This window comes from Companilactobacillus halodurans (assembly GCF_009600985.1).
GTDB classification, from domain to species: Bacteria; Bacillota; Bacilli; order Lactobacillales; family Lactobacillaceae; genus Companilactobacillus; species Companilactobacillus halodurans.
This window is the reverse complement of sequence record NZ_VDFP01000016.1, coordinates 1-21,920: the sequence shown is the minus strand read 5'-3', so window position 1 is coordinate 21,920 and position 21,920 is coordinate 1. Positions and strand designations below refer to the sequence as shown.

Below are 21,920 nucleotides of genomic sequence, written 5' to 3'. Positions count from 1 at the left end.
AAATTTCGTTTCCAAGGCTTTTTTGCTTGTAATTTATAATTTATTGTTCGCTGGTTGACTGAACAGTAGAACTGTTGCTCGATGAACCATTAGTAGTAGCACCACTATTAGTAGTACTGCCACCACCAGTGCTGTCTGTACCACCCGTATTGGTTGATCCTGTGTCGCCACTTGAACCGGTATCTCCAGTTGTCGTGCCGCCACCGTTACTACCAGTATTGCCGGTATTTCCAGTATTACCTGTGTTAGTATTTCCACCAGTGCTACCAGTATTAGTATTACCGCCAGTATTGGTATTGGAATTTGTACTTGAGCCGTTAGAGTCTGTTGATGATGAAGTACCGTTGGAATCAGTCGTTGTGTCAGTTGAATCATCACTGCCATTTGATTGAGTTCCAGTTTCATTATTACTATCGGTATCATCATTTTCATTATCACTTGATTCTGAAGAACTGCTTGATTGCTGGTTAGTAGTTACTTGATTGCTGCTTGAGCCAGAGGCACTGCTTGTTGAGTAATCTGAACTCTTGTAAGGATTTGATGGAGCGTGTCCTTTAACAAACAATTCTTTTGTGTAACTTGATGAACTTGAACTTGGCGATGCTACTACTGGAGTAGTTGAACCATCATTCTTGATCATCCTTGATACAACGGTGTCAGGTTTCTTCCAATTAGGATTGCTGTCTGATTTATTAGCTAAGTAACTCATTTCAGCTTTATAAATCTTACCAGCAATACTTTGATAGGTTGAGGAAATACCGTTTTGATTTGGTGAATCATAACCTGTCCAAACACTGATTGAATAATTTGGCGTATAGCCGTTGTACCATGAATCTTGAGCTGTACCACTTAAAGCGGAATTACTTGCAATCGCTGAATCGCTGTAATTTGTTGTACCGGTTTTACCAGCTTGATGCAATCCAGAAATTTTAGCATATGTGGCATAAGTTGAAGGAACACCCTTGAGCATATCGGTAATCATGTAGGCAGTTGAAGTCTTCATGACCCGCTTACCAGATTTGCCATAGTTATGGGTCAATCCATCAGCCGTTTCAATTTTAGAAACATAATATGGTTTGTAGTACGTTCCACCATTTGAAAAGGCTGCATAAGCTGAAGCACCTTGTAATGTTGAAACATCGCTACCGATACCAGCTGACAAGCCTTGATTCTTTTTAATATCGATTCCTAATTTGGAAGCAAATTTCTTTGCTTTGGTAAAACCAACTGCGGAAAGAGTACGTATAGCTGGAATATTTCTAGAATTTACTAAAGCCTTACGCATACTCATTTGACCATCGTATTGCTCATCCCAATCTTTCAATTCGATACTAGTTCCGGGATAAGTATAGGCAGTATCTTCTACTTGATGATAAGTAGACCAATTGAGATATTCAATAGCTGGTCCATAATCTAGGATTGGTTTCATTGTTGAACCATTACTTCTAGAAGTTTGAACCGCACGATTCAATCCAAATTGAACATCGCCGAGATTTCTACCACCAATCATCGCTACGACTTTACCATTGTTAGGGTTAACGATAGTTGATCCAACTTGCATCTTTTGGTCAGGGAATGAAACGTAATTAGAACTATTAACGATATTATAAAGTTTCTTTTGAGCATCATAATCCATATTGACCGTTATCTTGAGGTTATCACGATAAGGATCGAAGCCTTTTTTCTTAACTTCGGAAATTGCTTCCTTTATATAAGGGTCAGAGATGATTCTCTTAGTATTATTACTATTAGTTACTTTCTTATATGGCTGCAAACCTGAACTGATTGGCGTGTTGATAGCTTTTTCAGCCTGAGATTTAGTAATCTTATTATTGTTATACATTGATCTAATAACTAAATCACGACGATTCTTTGAAGCCTCAGGGTGAGTGTAAGGATCGTAATTACTTGGTGCATTAGGCAATCCCGCTAACATGGCCATCTGTGCAAGAGACAATTGTTTCAATGTCTTGCCATAATAGTATTTGGCACCAGTTTGCATCCCATAAATACCATTATTCAGATAAACTTTATTCATATAGAATTCCAAAATCTGTTGCTTAGAAAATTTTTGACTGACACGCATGGCAAGCCAAGCTTCTTGCATTTTACGTTTAAAAGTTTGGTCCTTGGTATCAGTCGAGAAGACCGTCAACTTAACTAATTGTTGCGTTAAAGTACTCCCACCTTGGAGAGTTCCTTTCGTAACGTTATTAAAAGCTGATTTAGCAATACGAACCGGATCGATTCCTAGAGGTTCGTTATAAAAGTTCTTATCCTCAATGGAAACGACAGCATCTTCCATTTGTTGAGGAACTTTATCGATGGTGACATAATTTCTCTTATTGTCTCCAAGCGAGGCAATTTGTTTACCAGTGGAATCAACGATTGTTGAAGAGCCACCGCTTTGCAGATTTTCCTGACTGATTGCCGGGGCACTGAAAGCGTAATATACAAAGACAAATAAAAATATTCCCACTAAAACAGCTAGAATAGATAAAACCCATTTAAAAATATTTTTAAATGTCAAAATATTATTATTCTTTTTATTCATTATTTCTCCTTCCCACTTTCGATGAGTTGTTGAATCGCATCAACATACGGTAAAGTAGGATCATAGTTAGCCTTGATCTCAATTGAGCTATCAATTATATCTTGAAGCTGAATTGACTTTGCGCCATCGTGTTTTTGAGCATCCCAGTGCAAAAATAAGGTATCGGCTGGCATTACAAAATATCGTTTTAATGTAACGTATTTTATAATAACAAAGCAAATGCCACCTTGTTTTTGACACATCCGCAAATGATCAATCTGATGTTGATGGAAGTTCTTTAAAGGAAAGATATTTTTGTTCTTAGTTTCCTTAGCTTCAAAATCAACATAATAACCATTATAAACACCATTGTAATCAGTTGTCGAAGCCTGTCTGAAATATGCCTCCTTAATAACGGCACGGCTACGTTTAGGATAGTCGACTTTAACAATTTGAATCGGCGTTGGTTTTTTATAAATTACTGCGATATCATGACTGCGATAGTACTTGTTACTTTCATTAATCTCTTCTTCCAGAGTCATACCGCGATCGCCAAAAATAAGTTTTTTCTTGGCACTAGAAGCGTGGAGAGAAGAGTGTGATGGATTATTAAAACTTCTTCCATCTGGGTAGTTTATTTTCAAAATATCAACTCCTACGTTGCAAATTATACCATGACAGCAAAAATATTATTTAAGGAGGTTCTTGATGATAAAAAATTTATGGATCACAGGGTACCGTTCATATGAACTGGGCATTTTTAAAGATAATGACCCAAAAGCCAAAGTAATTCAAGACTTTTTTGAACAAAGAATTACTAATTACGTAGAAGACGGAACTCAATGGGTCATCACTGGCGCTCAACTTGGCACAGAACAAATTATCGGAAAGGCCATACAAGAAGTTAAGAAAAAAGGCTATAATATAAGACATGCAGTGATATTACCTTTTAACGAGTTTGGTAAAAAATGGAATGAAAATAATCAGCTATTGTTAAATGTTTTTTTAAGAAATGCCGACTATGTCAATAAAATTTCTAATAAGAGTTATTATAGTGGTAAGCAACTGCGAGTTTGGCAAGATTTTATGCTTAAACACACAGATGGCGCTTTGATTTTTTATGATACTGACAGTGGTGGCAAACCTAAATTTGATTATGAAGCAATCAAAGCTTATCAAAATCGTGGTATCGACTACCAATTAGAGCTGATTGATTTTGATTCTATGCAGGACTTTGCTAATATGTTATATGATAGTTAGGATAAGTTAAATCGACAATAATTAACACTGGGGTGTTTAATAATGAATAATATGAACGGAATGAACCAACAACAACCAAATGGCAATGACAATTCAAATGAAACTTCATTAAATTATCAACCAAATGATATTTTGCAAAAAGAATTTAAGACAAAAATGCGTGGCTATGATCCCACAGAGGTTGACCAATTCTTAGATGGTATTATTAAAGATTACGAAACATTTGCTAATGAAATCAGTCAATTAAAGTCGGAAAATGACCGTTTAGCTCAAGCACGCCCAACAAATCCACAAAATAACTTTCAACAAAGACAAAAAAATAATCGATTGAGACAAAAGCCAGCTATGACGGCTACGGCTGAAGCTTCAACTAATTATGATATTTTAAAACGTGTTTCTAATTTGGAAAAACGTGTCTTTGGTCATGATTTTGCTAATGGCGTTCCAGAAAATAACGAGTCGAAACAATTTGCTTCAGCAGTTGTTCCTAATAATATGAACAACCATAGTGGAGTAGAGAGTGGACACACTGAAGTTAATCCACGGATGAATCAAGGCTCAATGAACAATAACTTTAATAATCCTAGTCAAAACTCAAATAATTTTCAACCAAATAGCCCTACAAATGGGGCTTCTGGCCAAAATCAAAATAATTTTAATGGAAATTTGAATAATAATAACCATTTTAATCAATTTTAGTGTATACTATTCAAGTCGGTAAATTACGAGTAATCGCGGTCTAGTTATCTAGGCTGAGGAAAGTCCACGCCCGCGCGAGCTGAGATGCTTGCAGTGTTTGTGCTTGGTCCAATAAACCAAGGTGCCTTTTATAAAGGTAATGGCAGTGAACGCACTAAAGTCTTTGACCATGTGTTACTAGCTTGAAAGTGCCACAGAGACGTATTATTGTGAGAAATTGCAATGGTGGAACGAGGTAAACCCCGCAAGCGGGCAACCCAAACTTTGGTAGGGGCGCTTCATAACGAGAAATGAATCTACTGTGAAGGCTTAATTGTAGATAGATGATTACTAACTGTATTAGGGTGCCGTCCTGATACATGAACAAAACGTGGCTTATAGGAGTTTATCGAGGCAGAGGGACGACTTGTTCGTCCTTTTTTTATACAAAAAATTAAACTAAGAGGGGCAATATGAAATTAATTGCGACTATGTCAAGCGGCTTTGAATCTGTAACCGCAAAGGAATTACAAAATTTGGGATACGATACAAAGACCGAGAATGGTAAGGTCTATTTTGACGGCGAGTATGAAGATATTGCTAGAGCTAACTTGTGGCTAAGAAGTGCTGACCGTGTCAAAATTCTGATTGGAACGTTCAAGGCAACCACTTTTGATGAACTTTTTAATAAAGTTTATGCAATTGCTTGGGATGATTGGTTGCCATTGAATGCGGCTTTTCCAATTAAAGCAAGAACAGTTAAATCAAAATTGCATTCAGAACGTGATATTCAAGCCATAACAAAAAAAGCCATCGTAAATAAAATGGCTGATGTTTTCATGCGTCGTGGACGTTTACCAGAGACTGGCGCAACATTTCAAATTGAAACTAGAATCCATAAAGATGCTGTTGAAGTAACACTTGATACTACTGGTGAATCGCTTTATAAGCGTGGTTACAGAATCGAGCATGGTGCTGCTCCTTTGAAGGAGAACTTCGCTGCTGCAATGATTCTTTTGACTGTCTGGCATCCAGAAGAAGATCCATTCTTAGATCCAACCACAGGTTCCGGTACGATTGCAATCGAAGCAGCACGAATGGCTAAAAATATTGCTCCAGGAATAAAGCGTCATTTCTTATTTGAAAACTTCGATTGGTTCGATAATAAGATTCTTGAGAATCTCAAAGAAGAAGCTGAAGCTGGCGTCAAAGATGTCGATTTAGATATTCGTGCTTCAGATATCGATGGTTCAATGATCGATATTGCTAAATTAAATGCACATGACGCTGGCGTTTTGCATGATATTCAATTTAAACAAGTCGCTATCAAAGATTTAAAGATTGAAGGGGAGTACGGAACCATTATTACTAACCCACCTTACGGTCAACGAATGAGCGACATGGCAGGAGTTAGAAAACTTTATAAAGAAATGGGAGAAGTCTTTGCGACTGCTCCCACTTGGAATAAATATATTTTAACTAGTGATGTCGAATTTGAAAAATACTTCGGTTCCTTAGCCACTAAAAAACGTAAATTATATAATGGTTCATTAAAGACCGATCTTTACCAATATTGGGCTAAAAAACATTAGAGCGTATCGCGCCTGTGTAGGTCCCAAAGAATTACTAAAATAATAATAATCGTGATGATTAATGAAAAGACCCAAGACCAGCCCTTATCGGCAATTGGTAATTTCATGTTCATTCCGTAAAACCCTGATACGATCGTGGGGATACTGAGAATAATCGTGTAGATTGTCAGTATCTTCATGGTCGTATTTGTTCGATTATTCAAAATATTGTTATAAGTGTTTGAAATTCGATCAATGATGTCTGAACTGAGATCCGCCTGATTCTTTATCTGTTCAATTTCAATCATGGAATCATGCAAATGTTCATGGGCAGATTTAGTTAGATGTAAATCTTGAACATTGCCCGACGAAATGAGTTCTAGTTGTTTCAAGACTCCTAAATTTCCGTTGATGGCAGTATTCAGATAAGTGGTCAAATCTTGTAAGTTGGCTAATTCTAGAATTTGCTTTTCAGAAGAATGATGACGCTTGATCAAATGTTGAATGTTGTTTCGTATACTGTCGGTTTCACTGATTTGGTCACTAAAGTCACTCGTTATTTGGTCAAAAGTATTGAAAATATATTCCCAAAGTTTATCCTTGATATTTGTTTTAATTCGCTGTTTGGCCTTTAATAAGTAATCTTTGATGTAATGCGTAGCATCGTTTGTAAAAAGAAACAATTGATTATCTTTAATGGTAAATGAAATAGGCAGGGTACGTTGCGACAAATCAGTTGTTTGATTATTTTCATTTTGAACGTTATAGACCAGCAAGTAAGTTTTAGAAATATCGTCATATTCAAAACGAGCGCGTTCATTTTCATCATCAGCGTAATCTAAAATTTCATTAGTCAGACCATATTTTTCAATTAACTGGGTACGATCATCGTCGTTGAGTGTTTTAGTGGAATGAACATCTATTAATTTTACATCTTGGTTCAATATGGTTTCATTAATCATTTTTTATCCTCTCATTAAAAACAATCATACCAAAAAATAAAAAACGGATTGAGAATTATTTTCTCAACCCGTTTTTTTGTAGTTAAAATTTCTAAATTAATAGTTAGGGAGTAAATAGTTTACTCAATTGATCGTTAGGGATGCCCTTGAAATAATCATCAAGATTAAATTGGTTGAGCACATTTAGTATCTCTTCACGATCATATTTAAGATTCAAAAGTTTTTCTTTAATGTCATTAACATCTTTCATACCAAAGAAATCACCATAAATCTCAACATGCTCTATCTTACCATTTTCGATATTGTAACGAACATCAACTGTTCCCATATCGAAGTGTTTTCTTTGTTTAGCTGTAAAGGCAGGAGATTTACCATAGACCCAGTCCCAGTTGTAATAATATTGTTCTTTGATTTTGTCGATTTCTTTTTGATCAGCATCAGTTACGACATATTCGTGATCTTTAATTTCATCTAAATTATCGGCATGGAATAATTCTAATAATAAGCGGTCGCGGAATTGCTCTGTTGTTAAATCTTGGTACTCAGGAGCTAAGTATGGACGTAAGTTAGTAACTCTTGAGCGAATTGACTTAATTCCCTTAGAAGCTATTTTATCCTTGGAAACGTGCAAAGCTTTTGTTAGAACGTCTAAATCGACATCTAAGGATAAAGTTCCATGAGAGAATGTCTTATTGTTTCTAGAATACATAGCATTGCCAGAGAATTTCTTGCCATCGACTAAGAGATCATTGCGACCGGACACTTCGGCAGTTGTGGCTCCCATTTGATGCAAAGCGTCTATAATTGGTTGCGTAAATGATTTGAAATCACCGAAGTTTTTATCATCTGAATCAACCACGAAACTGAAGCAAAGGTTGCCGAGGTCTTGGTAAACTGCTCCACCACCAGAGATGCGGCGTGTTACAGTGATATTGTTATCTTTGATGTAATCGCTATTGATTTCTTCAATTGTGTTTTGATTACGTCCTACAATAATACATGGTTTTTCAATATAGAACAGTACTAATGGTTCATCGAATTTGACGTTATTCATTAGGTATTGTTCCGTAGCTAAGTTATCACGAATATCGCGATCTTTCATTACAACATAGTACATGGGAAAACCTCCTCTTATTTGAAAGCGTTTTAATAGTAGCATACTTTACAATTTGCAGAAACAAATTATCAGCTATTTATCAGAATGTGTCCTAATTTTTAGCATTTCTTGATGGACGAGCGTATGTGCAGCACGATTATCCTTGTCAGCAATGTGCTTGGCAAAATATTCAGGAAAGTTTTCAAGCTCAGACAAAATGTCATCGAGTATCGGTTGATAATTTTTGGAATAATTCTTGTCCAAACTATCGATGACGATTTGACTGTCGGAATGGATTAAAACTATCTCATCATTCCAATGATTTTCTATAATTTTTTGCAAAGCAATTTTTAAGGCTAAGAATTCGAGATAATGATTATCTTGATTATCTTGGTGAAGTGCATCTTGATAAATTTTGTTATTTCGTTTTATTACGTAAGAGACGACGCCTAGATTTAAATTAGTATTTAATCCGGCATCGGTGTACAATTTAATCATATTATTTAGAACCTTTCAGGAGAAATTATGTCAAAGAAACATTTTGTTCAACCAGCTGGTGCATGGGGAATCATCATGTGGTCGATTGCTTTAAGTCTTGCATGTTTAGGGTCTATTTTACAGTTGGAAATTATGGCGCTAAGCTTTATTCCGTTTTTAGTTTGGATTATTGATGGAATTTACGTCTTCTACATTATAGCTAACTCTTGGGTTAGAATAACAGACGATGAAGTAGTCATCAAAGAGCCTTACTACAAAACCCGCAGTTTTAAACATGCGGAGGTTGGTTTAAAGATAGATAATAAATGGACGATTGAGTTTGATTTTAATAATCACGATTTCTTTCCATTTAGGGTAACTTCTACTAGGGGAATTTTAAATCTAATTAGAAAAGAAGCAGGTGAAAGCAATGTCATTTCCAAGTGATATCGAAATCGCTCAAATCAATGAGCACGATAAAATGAAAAATATTAACGAAATTGCTAACAAGGTCGGTTTAACTGCCGACGATATTGAACCTTACGGTCATTACAAGGCCAAATTTTCTGCTCGCAGCATCGGCAAAGCAATGGAAAAAGATGACGGTAAATTAATTTTAGTTACTTCGATCAATCCTACTCCTGCCGGTGAAGGTAAATCGACGGTTGCCATCGGTTTGGCTGATTCGTTGCAATCATTAGGCAAGAAAACTGTTTTGGCTTTACGTGAACCATCTCTTGGACCAGTTATGGGGATGAAAGGCGGCGCTACTGGTGGTGGATTTGCTCAAGTAGTACCGATGGAAGATATCAATCTTCACTTTACAGGCGATATGCATGCTTTAACAAGTGCTGTTAACACTTTAGCAGCCTTAATCGATAATCATATCCATCAAGGAAATAGTTTGAACATTGATCCAAGAAGAATCGTTTGGAAGAGAGCCTTAGACATTAACGATCGTGCTTTAAGAAATACTGTAGTTGGTTTAGGTGGTCCATTCAATTCCATGCCTCGAGAAGAACATTTTGAAATCACCGTTGCTAGCGAATTAATGGCTGTACTTTGTTTAGCTCAAGACATTGACGATTTAAAAGAAAGAATTTCAAGTATCTTGATTGCTTACACTTTTGACAAGAAACCCGTTTTCGTCAGAGATCTTCATGTTGAAGGTGCCATTACTGTTCTCTTAAAAGATGCATTGAAGCCTAATTTAGTTCAAACACTGGAAAATACTCCAGCTATCATTCACGGTGGTCCATTCGCTAACATTGCCCATGGTTGCAATAGTATCTTAGCTACAAAGTTAGCTATGAAACTTGGCGACTATGCGGTCACAGAAGCTGGCTTTGGAGCCGATCTTGGTGGCGAGAAGTTCCTTGATATCGTGACACCAAAACTCAATCATGCTCCAAATGCAATTGTCATCGTGGCAACTGTGAGAGCTTTGAAATATAATGGCGGTCAAAAATTAGCTGATATCAAAGATGAAGATTTGAACGCATTGAACTTAGGTTTTAAGAATTTGAAACGTCACATCCACAACATGCGTTACTATCACATTCCTGTGGTTGTCGCTATCAATAAATTTGAAACTGATACTGCTAATGAAATTAAACTTTTGACATCCCTTTGTGATGAAGTCGGTGTAGAAGTTGAATTGGCAGAGATTCACCACAATGGTAGTAAAGGTGGTCAAGCTCTTGCAAAAGCAGTTGTTCGTGCTACCGAAAAAGAAGCCAACTATACTCGTCTTTATGAAGACGGCGAAACTACTGAAGCTAAGATTGCTACAATTGCTTCCGAAGTATATGGAGCTAATAATGTTGCTTACAGCAAGAAAGCTTCAAACCAATTGCAAGTTCTAAAAGACAATGCTTGGGACGATTTACCTGTCTGTGTTGCCAAAACTCAATATTCATTGAGTGACGATCCTAAAAAACTGGGTTCACCTAAAGACTTTACGCTTCATGTAACTGATATTGTACCGAAGTTAGGTGCAGGCTTTGTCGTTGTCTTAACTGGTAATGTTATGACAATGCCAGGTCTTCCCAAGAAACCAGCCGCTTTAGGGATGGATGTCGACAATGAAGGAACAATCGGAGGACTATTCTAGTGCAGTTGGTTTATTGGCTGCTATTTGCAGTTTTAATAGTTGGTGATCAAACGCTGAAATATTACGTTACGACCAATATTGCAACAATGAGCGTCCATGATTTTATTCCAGGTATCGTTTCAATTACGCATATCACTAATACTGGTGCTGCTTGGAGCATGCTTGAAGGTAAAATGTTATTCTTTTACATTGTGACTATCATTGCTGTGGTAGTTTTAGTATATTTATTTATAAAAGCTGATAAAAAAGATTATCTTTATCGATTTTCTTTGATATTCTTATTAGCGGGAACAATGGGTAATGCAATTGATCGTTTTACCAGACATTATGTGGTCGACATGTTCAATTTAGACTTTATCAATTTTCCAATTTTTAATCTGGCCGATACCTACATCACGATTGGTGTAATCTTCATTATCGCGTCATTGATTATCCAATTAGCAGGTGAGAAAAATAATAAGTAAGTCTTTAAATTTAGAGTACAACGAAACAAAAAAAGGTCGCTTAGATACATTTTTAAGTACTGAAATCAGTGATTTTACAAGATCTCAACTTCAAAAATTCATCAAAGATGGCAACGTTTTGGTCAATGATAAAGAAATAACTAAAACGGGGGCCAAATTGACGACTGGTGATAAAATCATTGTTAACATTCCTAAAGAAAAACCTTTAGAGGCTATTCCCGAAAACATCCCGTTAGACATCGTTTACGAAGACGAAGATGTGATTGTGGTCAATAAACCTCAAGGGATGGTCGTTCATCCGGCTGCTGGTCATCCGGATAAAACTTTGGTCAATGCTATTTTGTATCATTGTCAAATCAACGACAGCGATGTCATTAGACCAGGTATCGTTCATCGAATCGATAAAGATACTTCTGGTCTATTGATGATTGCAAAAAATAATTTAGCAAAACAATCTTTGATGAAGCAATTGAAGGAGAAGAGTAATCTCCGTGAATATGTTGCCATCGTTCATGGCAACTTCCAAGAAAAGACTGGTCGAATCAATGCACCACTGGGGCGTTCCAAGACTGATCGTAAAAAACAAGCAGTTGTTGAAGATGGACGTCATGCAGTCACTCACTTTACAGTTTTAGAACAGTTTGAAAATTATTCACTGTTGAAATTGAAGTTAGAGACTGGTCGGACTCATCAAATCAGAGTTCATATGAAATACATTGGTCATCCCGTTGCTGGCGACCCATTGTATGGACCGAAAAATACCCTTGATGGTAAGGGACAATTCTTACACGCAAAGACCCTGGGCTTTGAACATCCTAGAACGCATAAGTGGATGGAATTTTCAGTTGAGCCTCCACAGATTTTTCTAGATACACTAGCACAATTGCGTCATCGACAATCTTAATCGTGCTATAATTTAGAAATAGAATTGTGTGTGATTATAAAAATAGTAAAGCACTCACTTAGTGAGTGCTTTTTTGAAAGTAGGGAATAAATATGGCTAAAGAAATTATTGATGGTCAAACAATGACACGTGCTTTGACTCGAATAACATATGAAATTATTGAACGAAATAAAGGAATCGATGATTTAGTACTAGTTGGTATTAAAACTCGTGGTGTTTTTGTGGCTCACCGGATCGAATCAAGATTAAAACAATTGGAAAACATCAAGATTCCAGTTGAAGAGCTAGATATTACTCCTTATCGTGATGACCAAACTCATGATGAAAAGGATCTTACTAAAGTAAAAACGGAACCATTAGATATTGATATAAATAATAAACATGTAATTTTAACAGATGACGTTTTATATACTGGTCGGACGATTCGGGCCGCTATGGATGCGTTAATGAATGCCGGACGTCCTAAGAAAATCTCTCTAGCTGTTTTAGTTGACCGTGGACACCGTGAACTACCAATTAGAGCTGACTTTGTAGGCAAAAATATTCCGACTTCTCAAAAGGAAAAAATCAAAGTATCAATGAAAGAAATTGATGGCGAAGACAAGATTGAAATTGAATAAGCTATCTTTAAAGGAGTTGCTATGGAATGAAACGTTATTTAATTTTAGAAGATGGAACCGTCTTTCCAGGTGAAGGATTTGGATCTTCTATAATCACTACTGGACAATTAGTGATTTCAAATAACCGGACTGGAATCGAACAATCAGTAACTGATCCTGATACTGAAGGTCAAATTATTGCGTTCACGATTCCTTCTGTTGGTAACTCAGGAATTAATCGAGATTTCTACGAATCAATCAATTCCCAATGCAAGGGAGTCGTTATTGGTTCATCCAGCCTTTTGACAGTCGATAAATCGATTTCTTTTGAAGATTGGATTACTAGTTTAAAAATTCCTGGGATTAAAAATGTTGATGTTAGAGCATTAGCAAAACATATTGCTGAACATGGAGAAATGAAGGCTAGCATTATGGATACGCACGATGAGCATGCCATTGATCAAATCAAGGCGCTAGTTTTGCCACCAGATTTAGTCAAACGCGTTTCGACGCGACAATCGTATCCTAATCCTAATATGGGCTTAAAAATCGTTATCGTCGATTTAGGACTTAAATATTCAATTTTACGGCAATTATCATATCGGGACTGTAATTCGGTAATCGTCAATTATAAATCAACGGTTGAAGAAATTGAGAATTTACATCCTGATGGGATTATTTATTCCAACGGACCAGGAGCACCAGAAGATTTACCTAAAACGATTGAAACTATTCAAATTTTGCAAAAGAACTACCCCATCCTCGGAATCGGCTTGGGGAACCTTTTGATTGCGATGGCTAATGATTGTCAGATTGAAAAATTGCCACAGCCGCACCACGAATCTTCTTTAGCAGTTAAAGAAGTTGCCAGTGGCAAAATTGATTTCGTCAATCACAATCATTCTTATACCCTTGATCCAAAATATATTAGTGCCTCTGATTTTATCGTTACTAACGTTTGCGTTTCTGATGGAACGATTGAAGGGATTCGTCACGAATATCTACCAATTATGGGTGTGCTCTTTGAACCCGAAGCAGCCCCAGGACCTACTGACGGATATTATGTCTTTGATGAATTCATCGATTTGATTGAATCAGTCAGACAGCAAGAGGGAGTTAGAAGTCAATGGAATTAGATGAAATACATAGCATATTAATTATTGGACCAACGAGTAGCGATGATAAGAACGTTGATTTGTCGACGGCACTTTACGATACAGTCGACATTTTGCACCAATTGGGTTATAAAATCTCAATCATTGTTGAGGATCCAACTTCACTGTTATCATCAGGTGATTTTTACGACAAGACCATCGTTGAAAAAGTTAGCGGCGAGAATGTTTTGAAGTATGTGCAAAAATATCATCCCGACGCTATCTTGCCAACAGTGGGGGACCGCAATGCTTTGGGAATAGTTGCTAGTTTGAATGGTAAGATTGGGAAAACTAGAGTTCTGGGTCCAAATTATGCAGCCTCATTAGCAACTTTCAAGCGTGAATTGTTTGTCAAACGTTTAACCAAAGCTAATTTACCCGTGATTAAATTTGTTTCTTCTGATGATGAAAAAGAAATATATAGTTTCATTCGTTCCATCGGCTTTCCAATTATCGCTCGCAGAAGATATTCGAACCGTCACTCCAGTGGCTGGACTAATATCAATAATCTATTTGAATTAGATAACTTCATGGCGATGGAAGATATCGACGATACTAAAATTGAAATTGAACGTAGTATTCGTGGATTCAGCGAATATTCATTTACTATTTTGCGAGACCGCTTCGATAATTCCGCTCTGATTGGCACAATTGAGGATATTGAACCAATTGGGATTCACCATTTGGATTCCAACTTGATTTCCCCAGCTGTTTCATTGAACGACTCGAAGCTTCAACGTTTACGAAATTTCTCGATTAAGTTAGCACGAGCTTTTAACGTTGTTGGTGTCTGCACAGTCCATTTCGCTTACAATCACGTTACCAATGAGTCTTATATTACGGAATTTATTCCTCGATTAAGTGAGGAGACTAAATTTTTGGAGTATGCTACTAGTTATCCTTTGGCAACTGCCGTGGCTGAATTATGTCTCGGGTATCACTTAGATAAATTGCAATTAGATGCTGGGAATTCCTTCAATGGAGCCACAGAACCATTTGTTGACCATATCACTTCGAGATTTCCTCAATGGAAAAATGACAAGCAAAGATACCTTGGACCAAGTAAAACTTCCAATTCAAGTATCGTCGTCAATGGTTTTAGTTTGGAGGAAGTTCTCAATAAGGGCGCTTTAAATGACAAACTGAACAATAATTTTGAACGATATAATGAATTGAAAAAATTAGATGACGATGAATTATTTGAAAAAATCATTCATCCCACTAATTGGATGCTGGATGTTTTGTTAGAGGCTTTGCGTAGAAATTTTGAAAAGCCTGTTCTATCAGAAATTACGGGGATAAATTTACCGTACTTAGCTGCTTTACAAAACATTATCGATAACAGCTTGATTATTCGTGAAGGCGAGATTGATGGCGGAAATGTTGAAAGAATGGTCGAAATGGGAGTTAAGGGTGTTGGACATAGCAAACTATTGCTCGACAGTCCTGACATTGTCACAAAAACTGTTGTTAAAAATAAGCGTGCCGTCTCTGTAGCTAACAATCAATATATCAACCATAATTATTTTGTAACTAGCGGTATCAGTAACGAGTTGGAATTAAGCGATCGAAAGAAGATTATCGTTCGTACGCCGATTATTACTTCAAAAACTGATATCATGATTCGACAATTCGTTTTATTCCAACTTGCTAAATCAATTGACCAAAACGGTTTGGAACCAATTATCATTGGTCGCGAGCCTTGGAATTCGCCTTTGAGAACGAGACGAAAAGTTGTCGAGATTGACGATCCTCACATGGAAATCAAAAGTTTAGACTTAATCGATAGCGACAGTATCTTAAATATTATTGATTTATCGAAAAATATGGTCGATACAGACGATGACCGAGTATTTCAGTTCAGTGCCCAAGAAATTAAAAATATTGATTTAACGGGCAATACTACTGTTAAAATCATGGTCATCAGCGATGGCCAAAATTATCTTGCTCCATCGGTAATTTATCGTGGCAAGCGTGATGGCCATACTTATGAAATTAGCTCGGTCAATAATTTCATGACGGTCGAAGATCGGGCTGATTTTGCCGGTTTGATTTCTCAAGAATTAGAAAAAGACAATCATGTTGATATATATAACTTTGAATTAGTCAAAAGTAACGGTCATTGGCTGGTAACTAAGAAGTATCGAGGAATGACCAACGATATTATCAGACATGAATTAGCTAGTTCGGTCCATGTAATCGATACTTTAGTCAAATTATTGCTTGGTAATAAGATTGGTTCAGATTTGTCACTCGAAGATATTTTCAATAACTTTGATACGAAGTATCTTTTAACAATAGATAAAAAACGTTATAAATTATTGGATAAAGATGAAATTCAAACTAAATTGCATGAATTACGTAAAAAAGAATAAAGTAAAATGCCCTAAAGTCGTCAAGTTATACTTAACGCTTTAGGGCATTTTGATTTTTCTATTCTTTTAAGTCAGCGACTAATTTACGATCTGGATCAACCAAAACCGTCTTTTGTCCTTCAAAAATCACAAATCCAGGTTTAGCACCATTAGGTTTACGAATATGTTTGATTTGAACATAATCGACGGGAACTTTGCTGGAATCACGAGCTTTAGAATAATATGCTGCAATCGTAGCTGCCTGAACGATTGATTCTTCATCTGGCGTGCTAGTCTTTAAAATAACATGAGAGCCAGGGATATCTTTGACGTGGAACCAATAATGATTCTTTTGGGAAAGTTTCATTGTCAATTGGTCGTTTTCCAAGTTATTCTTACCAACGGTGATTTCAATTCCATTAGTTGTTTGGAAATTCTCGCCGACTTTCTTCTTGCGTTTTCTGCGAGCATTCTTTTTCTTCTTTTTGATGTAGCCTGATTGAATCAATTCATCAACGATCCCATCAACATCTTCAATATCAACATACTCAAGGGAAGCTAAAACTGAATCTAAATAATTGATTTCGTTAGTTGTTAATTCGAGCTGTTGCTTAATATGAGGGATTGAATTTTGCAACTTCCGATACTTCTTATAGTAACTTTGCGCATTTAATGAAGGAGAATACTCAGGATTCAACTTAATCGTAACGTCTTCATTATTATAATAATTCGTCAAGGTGATAGAACTGGAACCATGTTGAATTTTCGACATATAAGTCGTCAAAAGTTCGCCATAAAGATTATATTTATTCATCACATCAGTTTTATCTAGTTGCTTGTGTAGTTTTTTGACCTTTGATTTATCCTTTTTAAGGATGATATCCAAGCGTCTAGTAATATTTTTGGTTTGTTGCTCAATCCGGTCAACTCGAGCTTTATCCAGATAAAAATTATCTAGCAATTCACTTAAAGTTGCATAGGACTTCACCTCAGTCGTCGTATTGGAAAAGGCAATTGGGAAGAAACCTAACTTATGCTTGCTTTGAGAATTAGCAGTATTAGGATGAAGATTGTTTTGATAAAGATTGATGAAGTCATCAAAAGTTTTCCCATTAGCAATGAACTTTTCTAATTCAGCTGACGTATCCAGGCCGATTCCTTCGTATTTCTTACGAATATCGGAAGCAGATAAATTCGATAAATTTTCATCTTTCGTTGAAAATGGATTGATTTTATTTTGTGCTGGCGGTAACTTATAATCGTCCCCTGGAAGGAGTCCACGGAAACTATTATTCTCGGGAGAGACACGTTTGATCAGGTCAATTATTCGACCATTTTCTTTATTAATTAAGAAAATATTACTGTGGCGTGCCATAATCTCGATGATAAGTGTATAATCGTGAATATCGCCCAATTCATTTTTGGCCGAAAGATCGACCATGACAACACGATCGTTATTTAGTTGATGAAAATCTTTAACGATAGCACTGGTGATGTATTTTCGTAATGACATCACGAATGTTGAAGGTTTGGCAGGATTAGCAAAGGGTTGATCAGTTATCTGAACTCTTGCATATGAGGGATGAGCTGACAACAGGAGTTGACGATTCTTACGATTACTTCTAATTGTAAGAATCAATTCGTTAGCAAATGGTTGTTGAATCTTACTGATTCGACCACCGCTAAGGTTTTGATTTAATTCGTTTACCATCACATGGGTAAACATTCCGTCGAAAGACATATTTTGCTTCCTTTCTAATATTGCTCAATAATTTCTGAAACTTTTATTCTGTAACAAATATAATATCGTATGAATATGATATAATCTAAGGGTTATACAATCATTATACGTAACCAAACAAGGAATTGATAAATTTATGAAAATAGCCATTGTAACTGACAGTACATCTTATTTGCCACAAGAAATAGTCAATAAATATAATATAACAGTTGTTCCAATAGAAGTAGTCTTTGATAACAAAACTTATCGTGAAGATATCGATATTACAACTTCACAATTCTATGAATTATTACAAGATTCACCTGAACTACCTTCAACGGCTCAACCTTCAATTGGCGAAATGATGAACGTATACGATAAACTGGCTAAAGAAGGCTATGATACCGTAATATCGATTCATTTGGCAAGTACTATCTCTGGATTTGTAAATAATCTAAAAAGTGCTGCTCAACTAATTGATAATATTAATGTTATTGTTTATGATTCTCAAATTACTGTACGCTTAATGGGATATTTAGCACAAGAAGCTGCTAAAATGGCTCATGAAGGCAAAGATGTCGATGAAATTATCGGGCGTCTTGATACCTTAAGAGATTCGATGGGTGAATCCTTCGTCGTTGACGACTTGAAGAATTTAGTCAAAGGTGGAAGATTATCAAATACTTCCGCTGTAATAGGCACCGTATTAAATATTAAACCTTTATTAGAATTTGACAATGATTCTCATAAAATTGTGGCTTATGATAAGGTCCGTTCCATGAAGAAAGCCAAATTAAAGGCTGAAGATAAACTTGCGACTGCTATGGAAAACGCTACGCATCCCTTAAGACTTTTAGTAATCGATGCCGATGATCCAAGTGCTGGAGACAGTTGGGCAAAGGATCTTCAAGAAAAATATCCAGAAACAACGCTTGATCGTTCTTACTTTGGACCTGCTATTGGAGTTCATCTGGGCAAGGGTGATTTAGCTATTGCTTGGATTAGGGATTTCGATAAATCTTAAAATAAAGCCGTAAGGCTTTTTTATTTTATCAGAATAATATAAAATAATTATTAGAATAAGTTCTTTATTAATATGTCTAATGAGTTAAAATAAATATAACCATTATTTCCATAATGAAAAGGGGAGTATCATGTTTTCTAAAACTAAGAGAGCGGCTATGTTACTAGCCGCAAGCGCACTTCTTGCAACGAGTTTAGGAGGGAATGTCGCTTATGCTGATGCAGCGACTGCTAATAATGCAATCAATACTTCAGAACAAACCACCACTGATAATTCTGATGGTGTCTCAACGGCGACAAATGATGACAGTGATACGACTAATCAAGTTGTTCAACCATCTACATCTAGTCAATCTGGTGAAACTAATCAAACTAGTCAGTCACAATCAAAGGAAAATGACAATGTAGCAACAACTCAATCAGCTTATCAAAGTATTGATGTTGCTGCTGTTAAGGCAGCAATGTTCACTGAATTGAATCGATTACGTGCTCAAAATGGTTTATCTGCACTCAAGATGGTCAATCCATTGAATGTTTACGCTCAATCAAGAACTGATAGCTTTATTAATACTGGTAGCGTAGATAATCATGTGGGTTGGAATTCAGCTGACATGTATCCATATAATTTGAATGCTGAAGAGAATATTGCTCAAATGCCTTATTCAATGATTGGTTCAATTGATCCAACAACAATCGCACAAAAGATTACGCATGAATTTTATAGTGAAACTTATGATCCAGAACCAAATTATGGTCACAGAAAGAACATGTTGAATCCATACATCGACTATGTTGGTATTGGTGTTAGCATTTCTCCAAATGGTATGATTTATTTTTCACAAGAAATGGGTAATGATAAAGCATCTAATAGTAAATATGACGCAAACGATGTTTACTCTTATTATTTAACTAATGAAAATGATTATGCCAATGTTTCACAATATGACCTGGCCAAAAAAGATGGTGCTGATTATCAAACACGGGATAATTACCAAACTGCTGATCTTCGTGGTGGGGTAACCACAAAGAATCAAGTAACAACTGTTTATGACCGCGATGGTAACAAACGGACTGACATTGCCTTGGCACCAAATTCTTCTTGGATTTCTGACATGATTGCTATTATTGATGGCGGCTTCTATTATCACGTCAGCACCAATGGTTTCGTATCAGCTAATGATGCCTTGCCTTGGGCCAGTTTCTTAGCCGGTTCATCTGTTACAGCAACTACCAATGCTACTATCTATGATGATAACGGTAACCCAACTGGACTCACAGTTGCACCAGGTACTGATTGGATTGTTGACAGAAGAGCGGTTAACCCTAAGACAAACGTGAAGATGTATCGTATCGGTACTAACGCTTGGATTCAACAAAATCAATTGTCACAAAATTAATAGTAGAATATTTTCCAATTAAATAGACTATCAATTCTTAAATGAGTTGATAGTCTATTTTTTTATCCAAAGTCTACTTGATCTAACATCTGTTCTCGTGATTCTTGATCTAATCCTAAATAAGCTAAAGTCATTTGTTGACTACTGTGATTCAACAAGCGCATTACTAAAGCAATATTATAATTCGACTGCAAGTAAACTCGATAGGCACCAGTCTTTCTCATCGTATGTGTACCCAAATAATTAATATTTAAGAGGTCGCCAACTTTTGCCATTACTTTATAAAATTGTTTTTCAGAAATATGGCGTTCGGGACGTTCCATAGATGGGAATAACCACTCTGATTGGATATGATTTTCTAAAAGCCATTTTTGATAAATCAATAAATCTCTAGTTATTGGTCTTAAATATAAAGTATTTGGTTTGCCAGTTTTCTTATCGTGAATATAAGCGTTCTTTTTTATCTCGTCATAATCATCAAAGACATCGTGATATTTTAAAGACATGACATCAGAGACTCGCAAAAGAGTTGCCTTGCCAGTTTGAAAAATTGTGTAGTTGCGTCGTCCATATTTAAAATTCCTTAAAAGAGTATTTTTAACCTCATTGAGGACATTTGTATCTTTTATTGGTAAAACTAGCTGTTTCATAGCACCCTCCATGGTAGGGGCTATTATTTCGTTTTATTAATAAATAACCCCTAGGTATTTATTGTAATTTTTCTAGGTTGATACGTCAAGGTTTTATGGGGTCTATTTCTTACAATAGACCCCGTTTTGAGTATAAAAAGAGTATTTTTGAGAATCTTAATTCTATGAACAAGTTCATCTTCAATGTGACCATCTCTACGTTTGAAATTCATAGAATGAACGTGTCAGACATATCAAAAATCACAAAAATAAAAGCTCATACTAATTAATTAGCATGAGCTTTTTCGAAGATTTGTAATTATCTCGTATCCTGATGTAAAGAATTTTTGATTCGTTTAACAAATAATTGTGCCACTTTCGATAAAATAGCATTTTTCTTCCAAACAATAGTAATTGGTTCAATCATCGGTGGATTAAGAGGGCGGAATATTAATTGTTCTTGATAAGTTTTATTAATTAGATGGTTAAAAGTCATCATATAGGCATTACCATTTTCTACCAACATCTCGGCATTAAAAACCAAGGTAAAGGTTCCAATAATGTTTATCTTAGATTCTAAGTTTCCACATCAATTTTTAAAACGACTTTTGGAAACTTCTTGAGATGATATTAATAATGGTAAACCACTCAAATCTTTTGGAATGATAAATTACTTTTTCAAAATCTGACATCTGACAACTGTTTTGAAAGGATAGGTTGTAATATCAATAACTTTTTGTTGCTTTAGTAATAATTTTTTGTGCTACAACTAAAAAATAACGTGAAATCTTTAGTTCCATTAATATTCCAACTTTCATAATTAATAGTTATACTTGTCCATATTTTAAAAGTATTTAACACGAAAATTACAAGAACAAGTTAGCCACTTGTCCAAAAATAAATACGAAATATATCAGTACCAGAAAAGTACATTTCTAAACTCCACAGAAACTAGTGAATAGTTCCCGTGGAGTTTTGTAGTTTAA

General features: G+C 35.9%; 19 protein-coding genes, 1 other RNA gene and 1 pseudogene. 13 read left to right on the top strand and 8 right to left on the bottom strand.

Features of this window, described 5'->3' with window-relative positions:
- Nucleotides 1-40: 40 nt before the first annotated feature.
- Both FHL06_RS08470 and recU read right to left on the bottom strand, forming a co-directional pair.
- Nucleotides 41-2,554, bottom strand: coding sequence for a PBP1A family penicillin-binding protein (locus FHL06_RS08470; RefSeq protein WP_153385788.1), 2,514 nt, complete (start codon nt 2,552-2,554; stop codon nt 41-43).
- Complete coding sequence (gene recU, locus FHL06_RS08465) at nt 2,554-3,177, bottom strand: Holliday junction resolvase RecU (protein WP_153385787.1); 624 nt, start codon at nt 3,175-3,177, stop codon at nt 2,554-2,556. Before recU ends, FHL06_RS08470 begins: the two co-directional genes overlap by 1 nt.
- Before the next feature lie 64 nt (nt 3,178-3,241).
- On the opposite strand from recU, the gene FHL06_RS08460 reads away from it, so the two are divergent.
- From FHL06_RS08460 to FHL06_RS08445, 4 genes and pseudogenes are all read left to right on the top strand, one after another.
- Nucleotides 3,242-3,793 (top strand): SLOG family protein, encoded by a 552-nt coding sequence (locus FHL06_RS08460; protein ID WP_153385786.1) that lies wholly within the window; start codon nt 3,242-3,244, stop codon nt 3,791-3,793.
- A 60-nt stretch (nt 3,794-3,853) separates the two neighbouring features.
- Nucleotides 3,854-4,252 (top strand): annotated as a pseudogene (gene gpsB, locus FHL06_RS15120) (cell division regulator GpsB); the annotation flags it as partial.
- A gap of 261 nt (nt 4,253-4,513) precedes the next feature.
- Nucleotides 4,514-4,875: RNase P RNA component class B (gene rnpB, locus FHL06_RS08450), an RNA gene on the top strand.
- Between the two features lie 69 nt (nt 4,876-4,944).
- The gene (locus FHL06_RS08445) at nt 4,945-6,063 is read left to right on the top strand and encodes a THUMP domain-containing class I SAM-dependent RNA methyltransferase (protein WP_153385785.1); all 1,119 of its coding nucleotides are present in this window, start codon (nt 4,945-4,947) and stop codon (nt 6,061-6,063) included.
- Here FHL06_RS08445 and FHL06_RS08440 read toward each other — a convergent pair.
- From FHL06_RS08440 to FHL06_RS08430, 3 genes are all read right to left on the bottom strand, one after another.
- Nucleotides 6,060-7,004 carry a magnesium transporter CorA family protein gene (locus tag FHL06_RS08440; RefSeq protein ID WP_153385784.1) on the bottom strand — a complete coding sequence of 315 codons (945 nt, stop codon included), beginning with the start codon at nt 7,002-7,004 and terminating at the stop codon, nt 6,060-6,062. The genes FHL06_RS08445 and FHL06_RS08440 overlap by 4 nt on opposite strands.
- Nucleotides 7,005-7,107: 103 nt before the next feature.
- Entirely contained in the window at nt 7,108-8,121 is a 1,014-nt protein-coding gene (locus FHL06_RS08435; RefSeq protein ID WP_153385783.1) for a lipoate--protein ligase, read from the bottom strand.
- Nucleotides 8,122-8,193: 72 nt separating this feature from the next.
- A complete protein-coding gene (locus FHL06_RS08430; protein WP_153385782.1) occupies nt 8,194-8,598 on the bottom strand; it encodes a reverse transcriptase-like protein in 405 nt (134 codons plus the stop codon).
- A gap of 27 nt (nt 8,599-8,625) precedes the next feature.
- On the opposite strand from FHL06_RS08430, the gene FHL06_RS08425 reads away from it, so the two are divergent.
- The 7 genes from FHL06_RS08425 to FHL06_RS08395 all read left to right on the top strand — a co-directional run bounded on the left by FHL06_RS08425 (nt 8,626) and on the right by FHL06_RS08395 (nt 16,186).
- Nucleotides 8,626-9,024 (top strand): EbsA family protein, encoded by a 399-nt coding sequence (locus FHL06_RS08425; RefSeq protein ID WP_153385781.1) that lies wholly within the window; start codon nt 8,626-8,628, stop codon nt 9,022-9,024.
- On the top strand, nt 9,008-10,690 hold the full coding sequence (locus FHL06_RS08420; protein ID WP_153385780.1) for a formate--tetrahydrofolate ligase: 1,683 nt from the start codon (nt 9,008-9,010) through the stop codon (nt 10,688-10,690). Before FHL06_RS08425 ends, FHL06_RS08420 begins: the two co-directional genes overlap by 17 nt.
- Nucleotides 10,690-11,154, top strand: a complete 465-nt coding sequence (lspA, locus tag FHL06_RS08415) for a signal peptidase II (protein ID WP_162000177.1) — start codon at nt 10,690-10,692, stop codon at nt 11,152-11,154. Before FHL06_RS08420 ends, lspA begins: the two co-directional genes overlap by 1 nt.
- Entirely contained in the window at nt 11,147-12,058 is a 912-nt protein-coding gene (locus tag FHL06_RS08410; RefSeq protein WP_162000181.1) for an RluA family pseudouridine synthase, read from the top strand. Before lspA ends, FHL06_RS08410 begins: the two co-directional genes overlap by 8 nt.
- A 92-nt stretch (nt 12,059-12,150) precedes the next feature.
- Nucleotides 12,151-12,678, top strand: coding sequence for a bifunctional pyr operon transcriptional regulator/uracil phosphoribosyltransferase PyrR (pyrR, locus tag FHL06_RS08405; protein ID WP_153385779.1), 528 nt, complete (start codon nt 12,151-12,153; stop codon nt 12,676-12,678).
- A 26-nt stretch (nt 12,679-12,704) separates the two neighbouring features.
- Complete coding sequence (locus FHL06_RS08400) at nt 12,705-13,793, top strand: carbamoyl phosphate synthase small subunit (protein ID WP_153385778.1); 1,089 nt, start codon at nt 12,705-12,707, stop codon at nt 13,791-13,793.
- A complete protein-coding gene (locus FHL06_RS08395; RefSeq protein ID WP_153385777.1) occupies nt 13,784-16,186 on the top strand; it encodes an ATP-binding protein in 2,403 nt (800 codons plus the stop codon). Before FHL06_RS08400 ends, FHL06_RS08395 begins: the two co-directional genes overlap by 10 nt.
- A 58-nt stretch (nt 16,187-16,244) precedes the next feature.
- Here the strand turns inward: FHL06_RS08395 and FHL06_RS08390 are convergent, their stop codons facing one another.
- Nucleotides 16,245-17,906, bottom strand: coding sequence for an Rqc2 family fibronectin-binding protein (locus FHL06_RS08390; RefSeq protein ID WP_153385776.1), 1,662 nt, complete (start codon nt 17,904-17,906; stop codon nt 16,245-16,247).
- Between the two features lie 136 nt (nt 17,907-18,042).
- Here FHL06_RS08390 and FHL06_RS08385 point away from each other — a divergent pair, with 136 nt between their 5' ends.
- Nucleotides 18,043-18,909 carry a DegV family protein gene (locus tag FHL06_RS08385; RefSeq protein WP_153385775.1) on the top strand — a complete coding sequence of 289 codons (867 nt, stop codon included), beginning with the start codon at nt 18,043-18,045 and terminating at the stop codon, nt 18,907-18,909.
- A 130-nt stretch (nt 18,910-19,039) separates the two neighbouring features.
- Nucleotides 19,040-20,305 carry a CAP domain-containing protein gene (locus FHL06_RS08380; protein WP_153385774.1) on the top strand — a complete coding sequence of 422 codons (1,266 nt, stop codon included), beginning with the start codon at nt 19,040-19,042 and terminating at the stop codon, nt 20,303-20,305.
- A 62-nt stretch (nt 20,306-20,367) separates the two neighbouring features.
- Here FHL06_RS08380 and FHL06_RS08375 read toward each other — a convergent pair whose 3' ends face one another.
- Together FHL06_RS08375 and FHL06_RS08370 are read right to left on the bottom strand one after the other, a co-directional pair.
- Nucleotides 20,368-20,955: a site-specific integrase gene (locus FHL06_RS08375; protein ID WP_153385773.1), complete on the bottom strand. Its 588-nt coding sequence runs from the start codon at nt 20,953-20,955 to the stop codon at nt 20,368-20,370.
- A 298-nt stretch (nt 20,956-21,253) separates the two neighbouring features.
- Nucleotides 21,254-21,478, bottom strand: a complete 225-nt coding sequence (locus FHL06_RS08370; protein WP_153385772.1) for a hypothetical protein — start codon at nt 21,476-21,478, stop codon at nt 21,254-21,256.
- Nucleotides 21,479-21,920 lie beyond the last annotated feature (442 nt).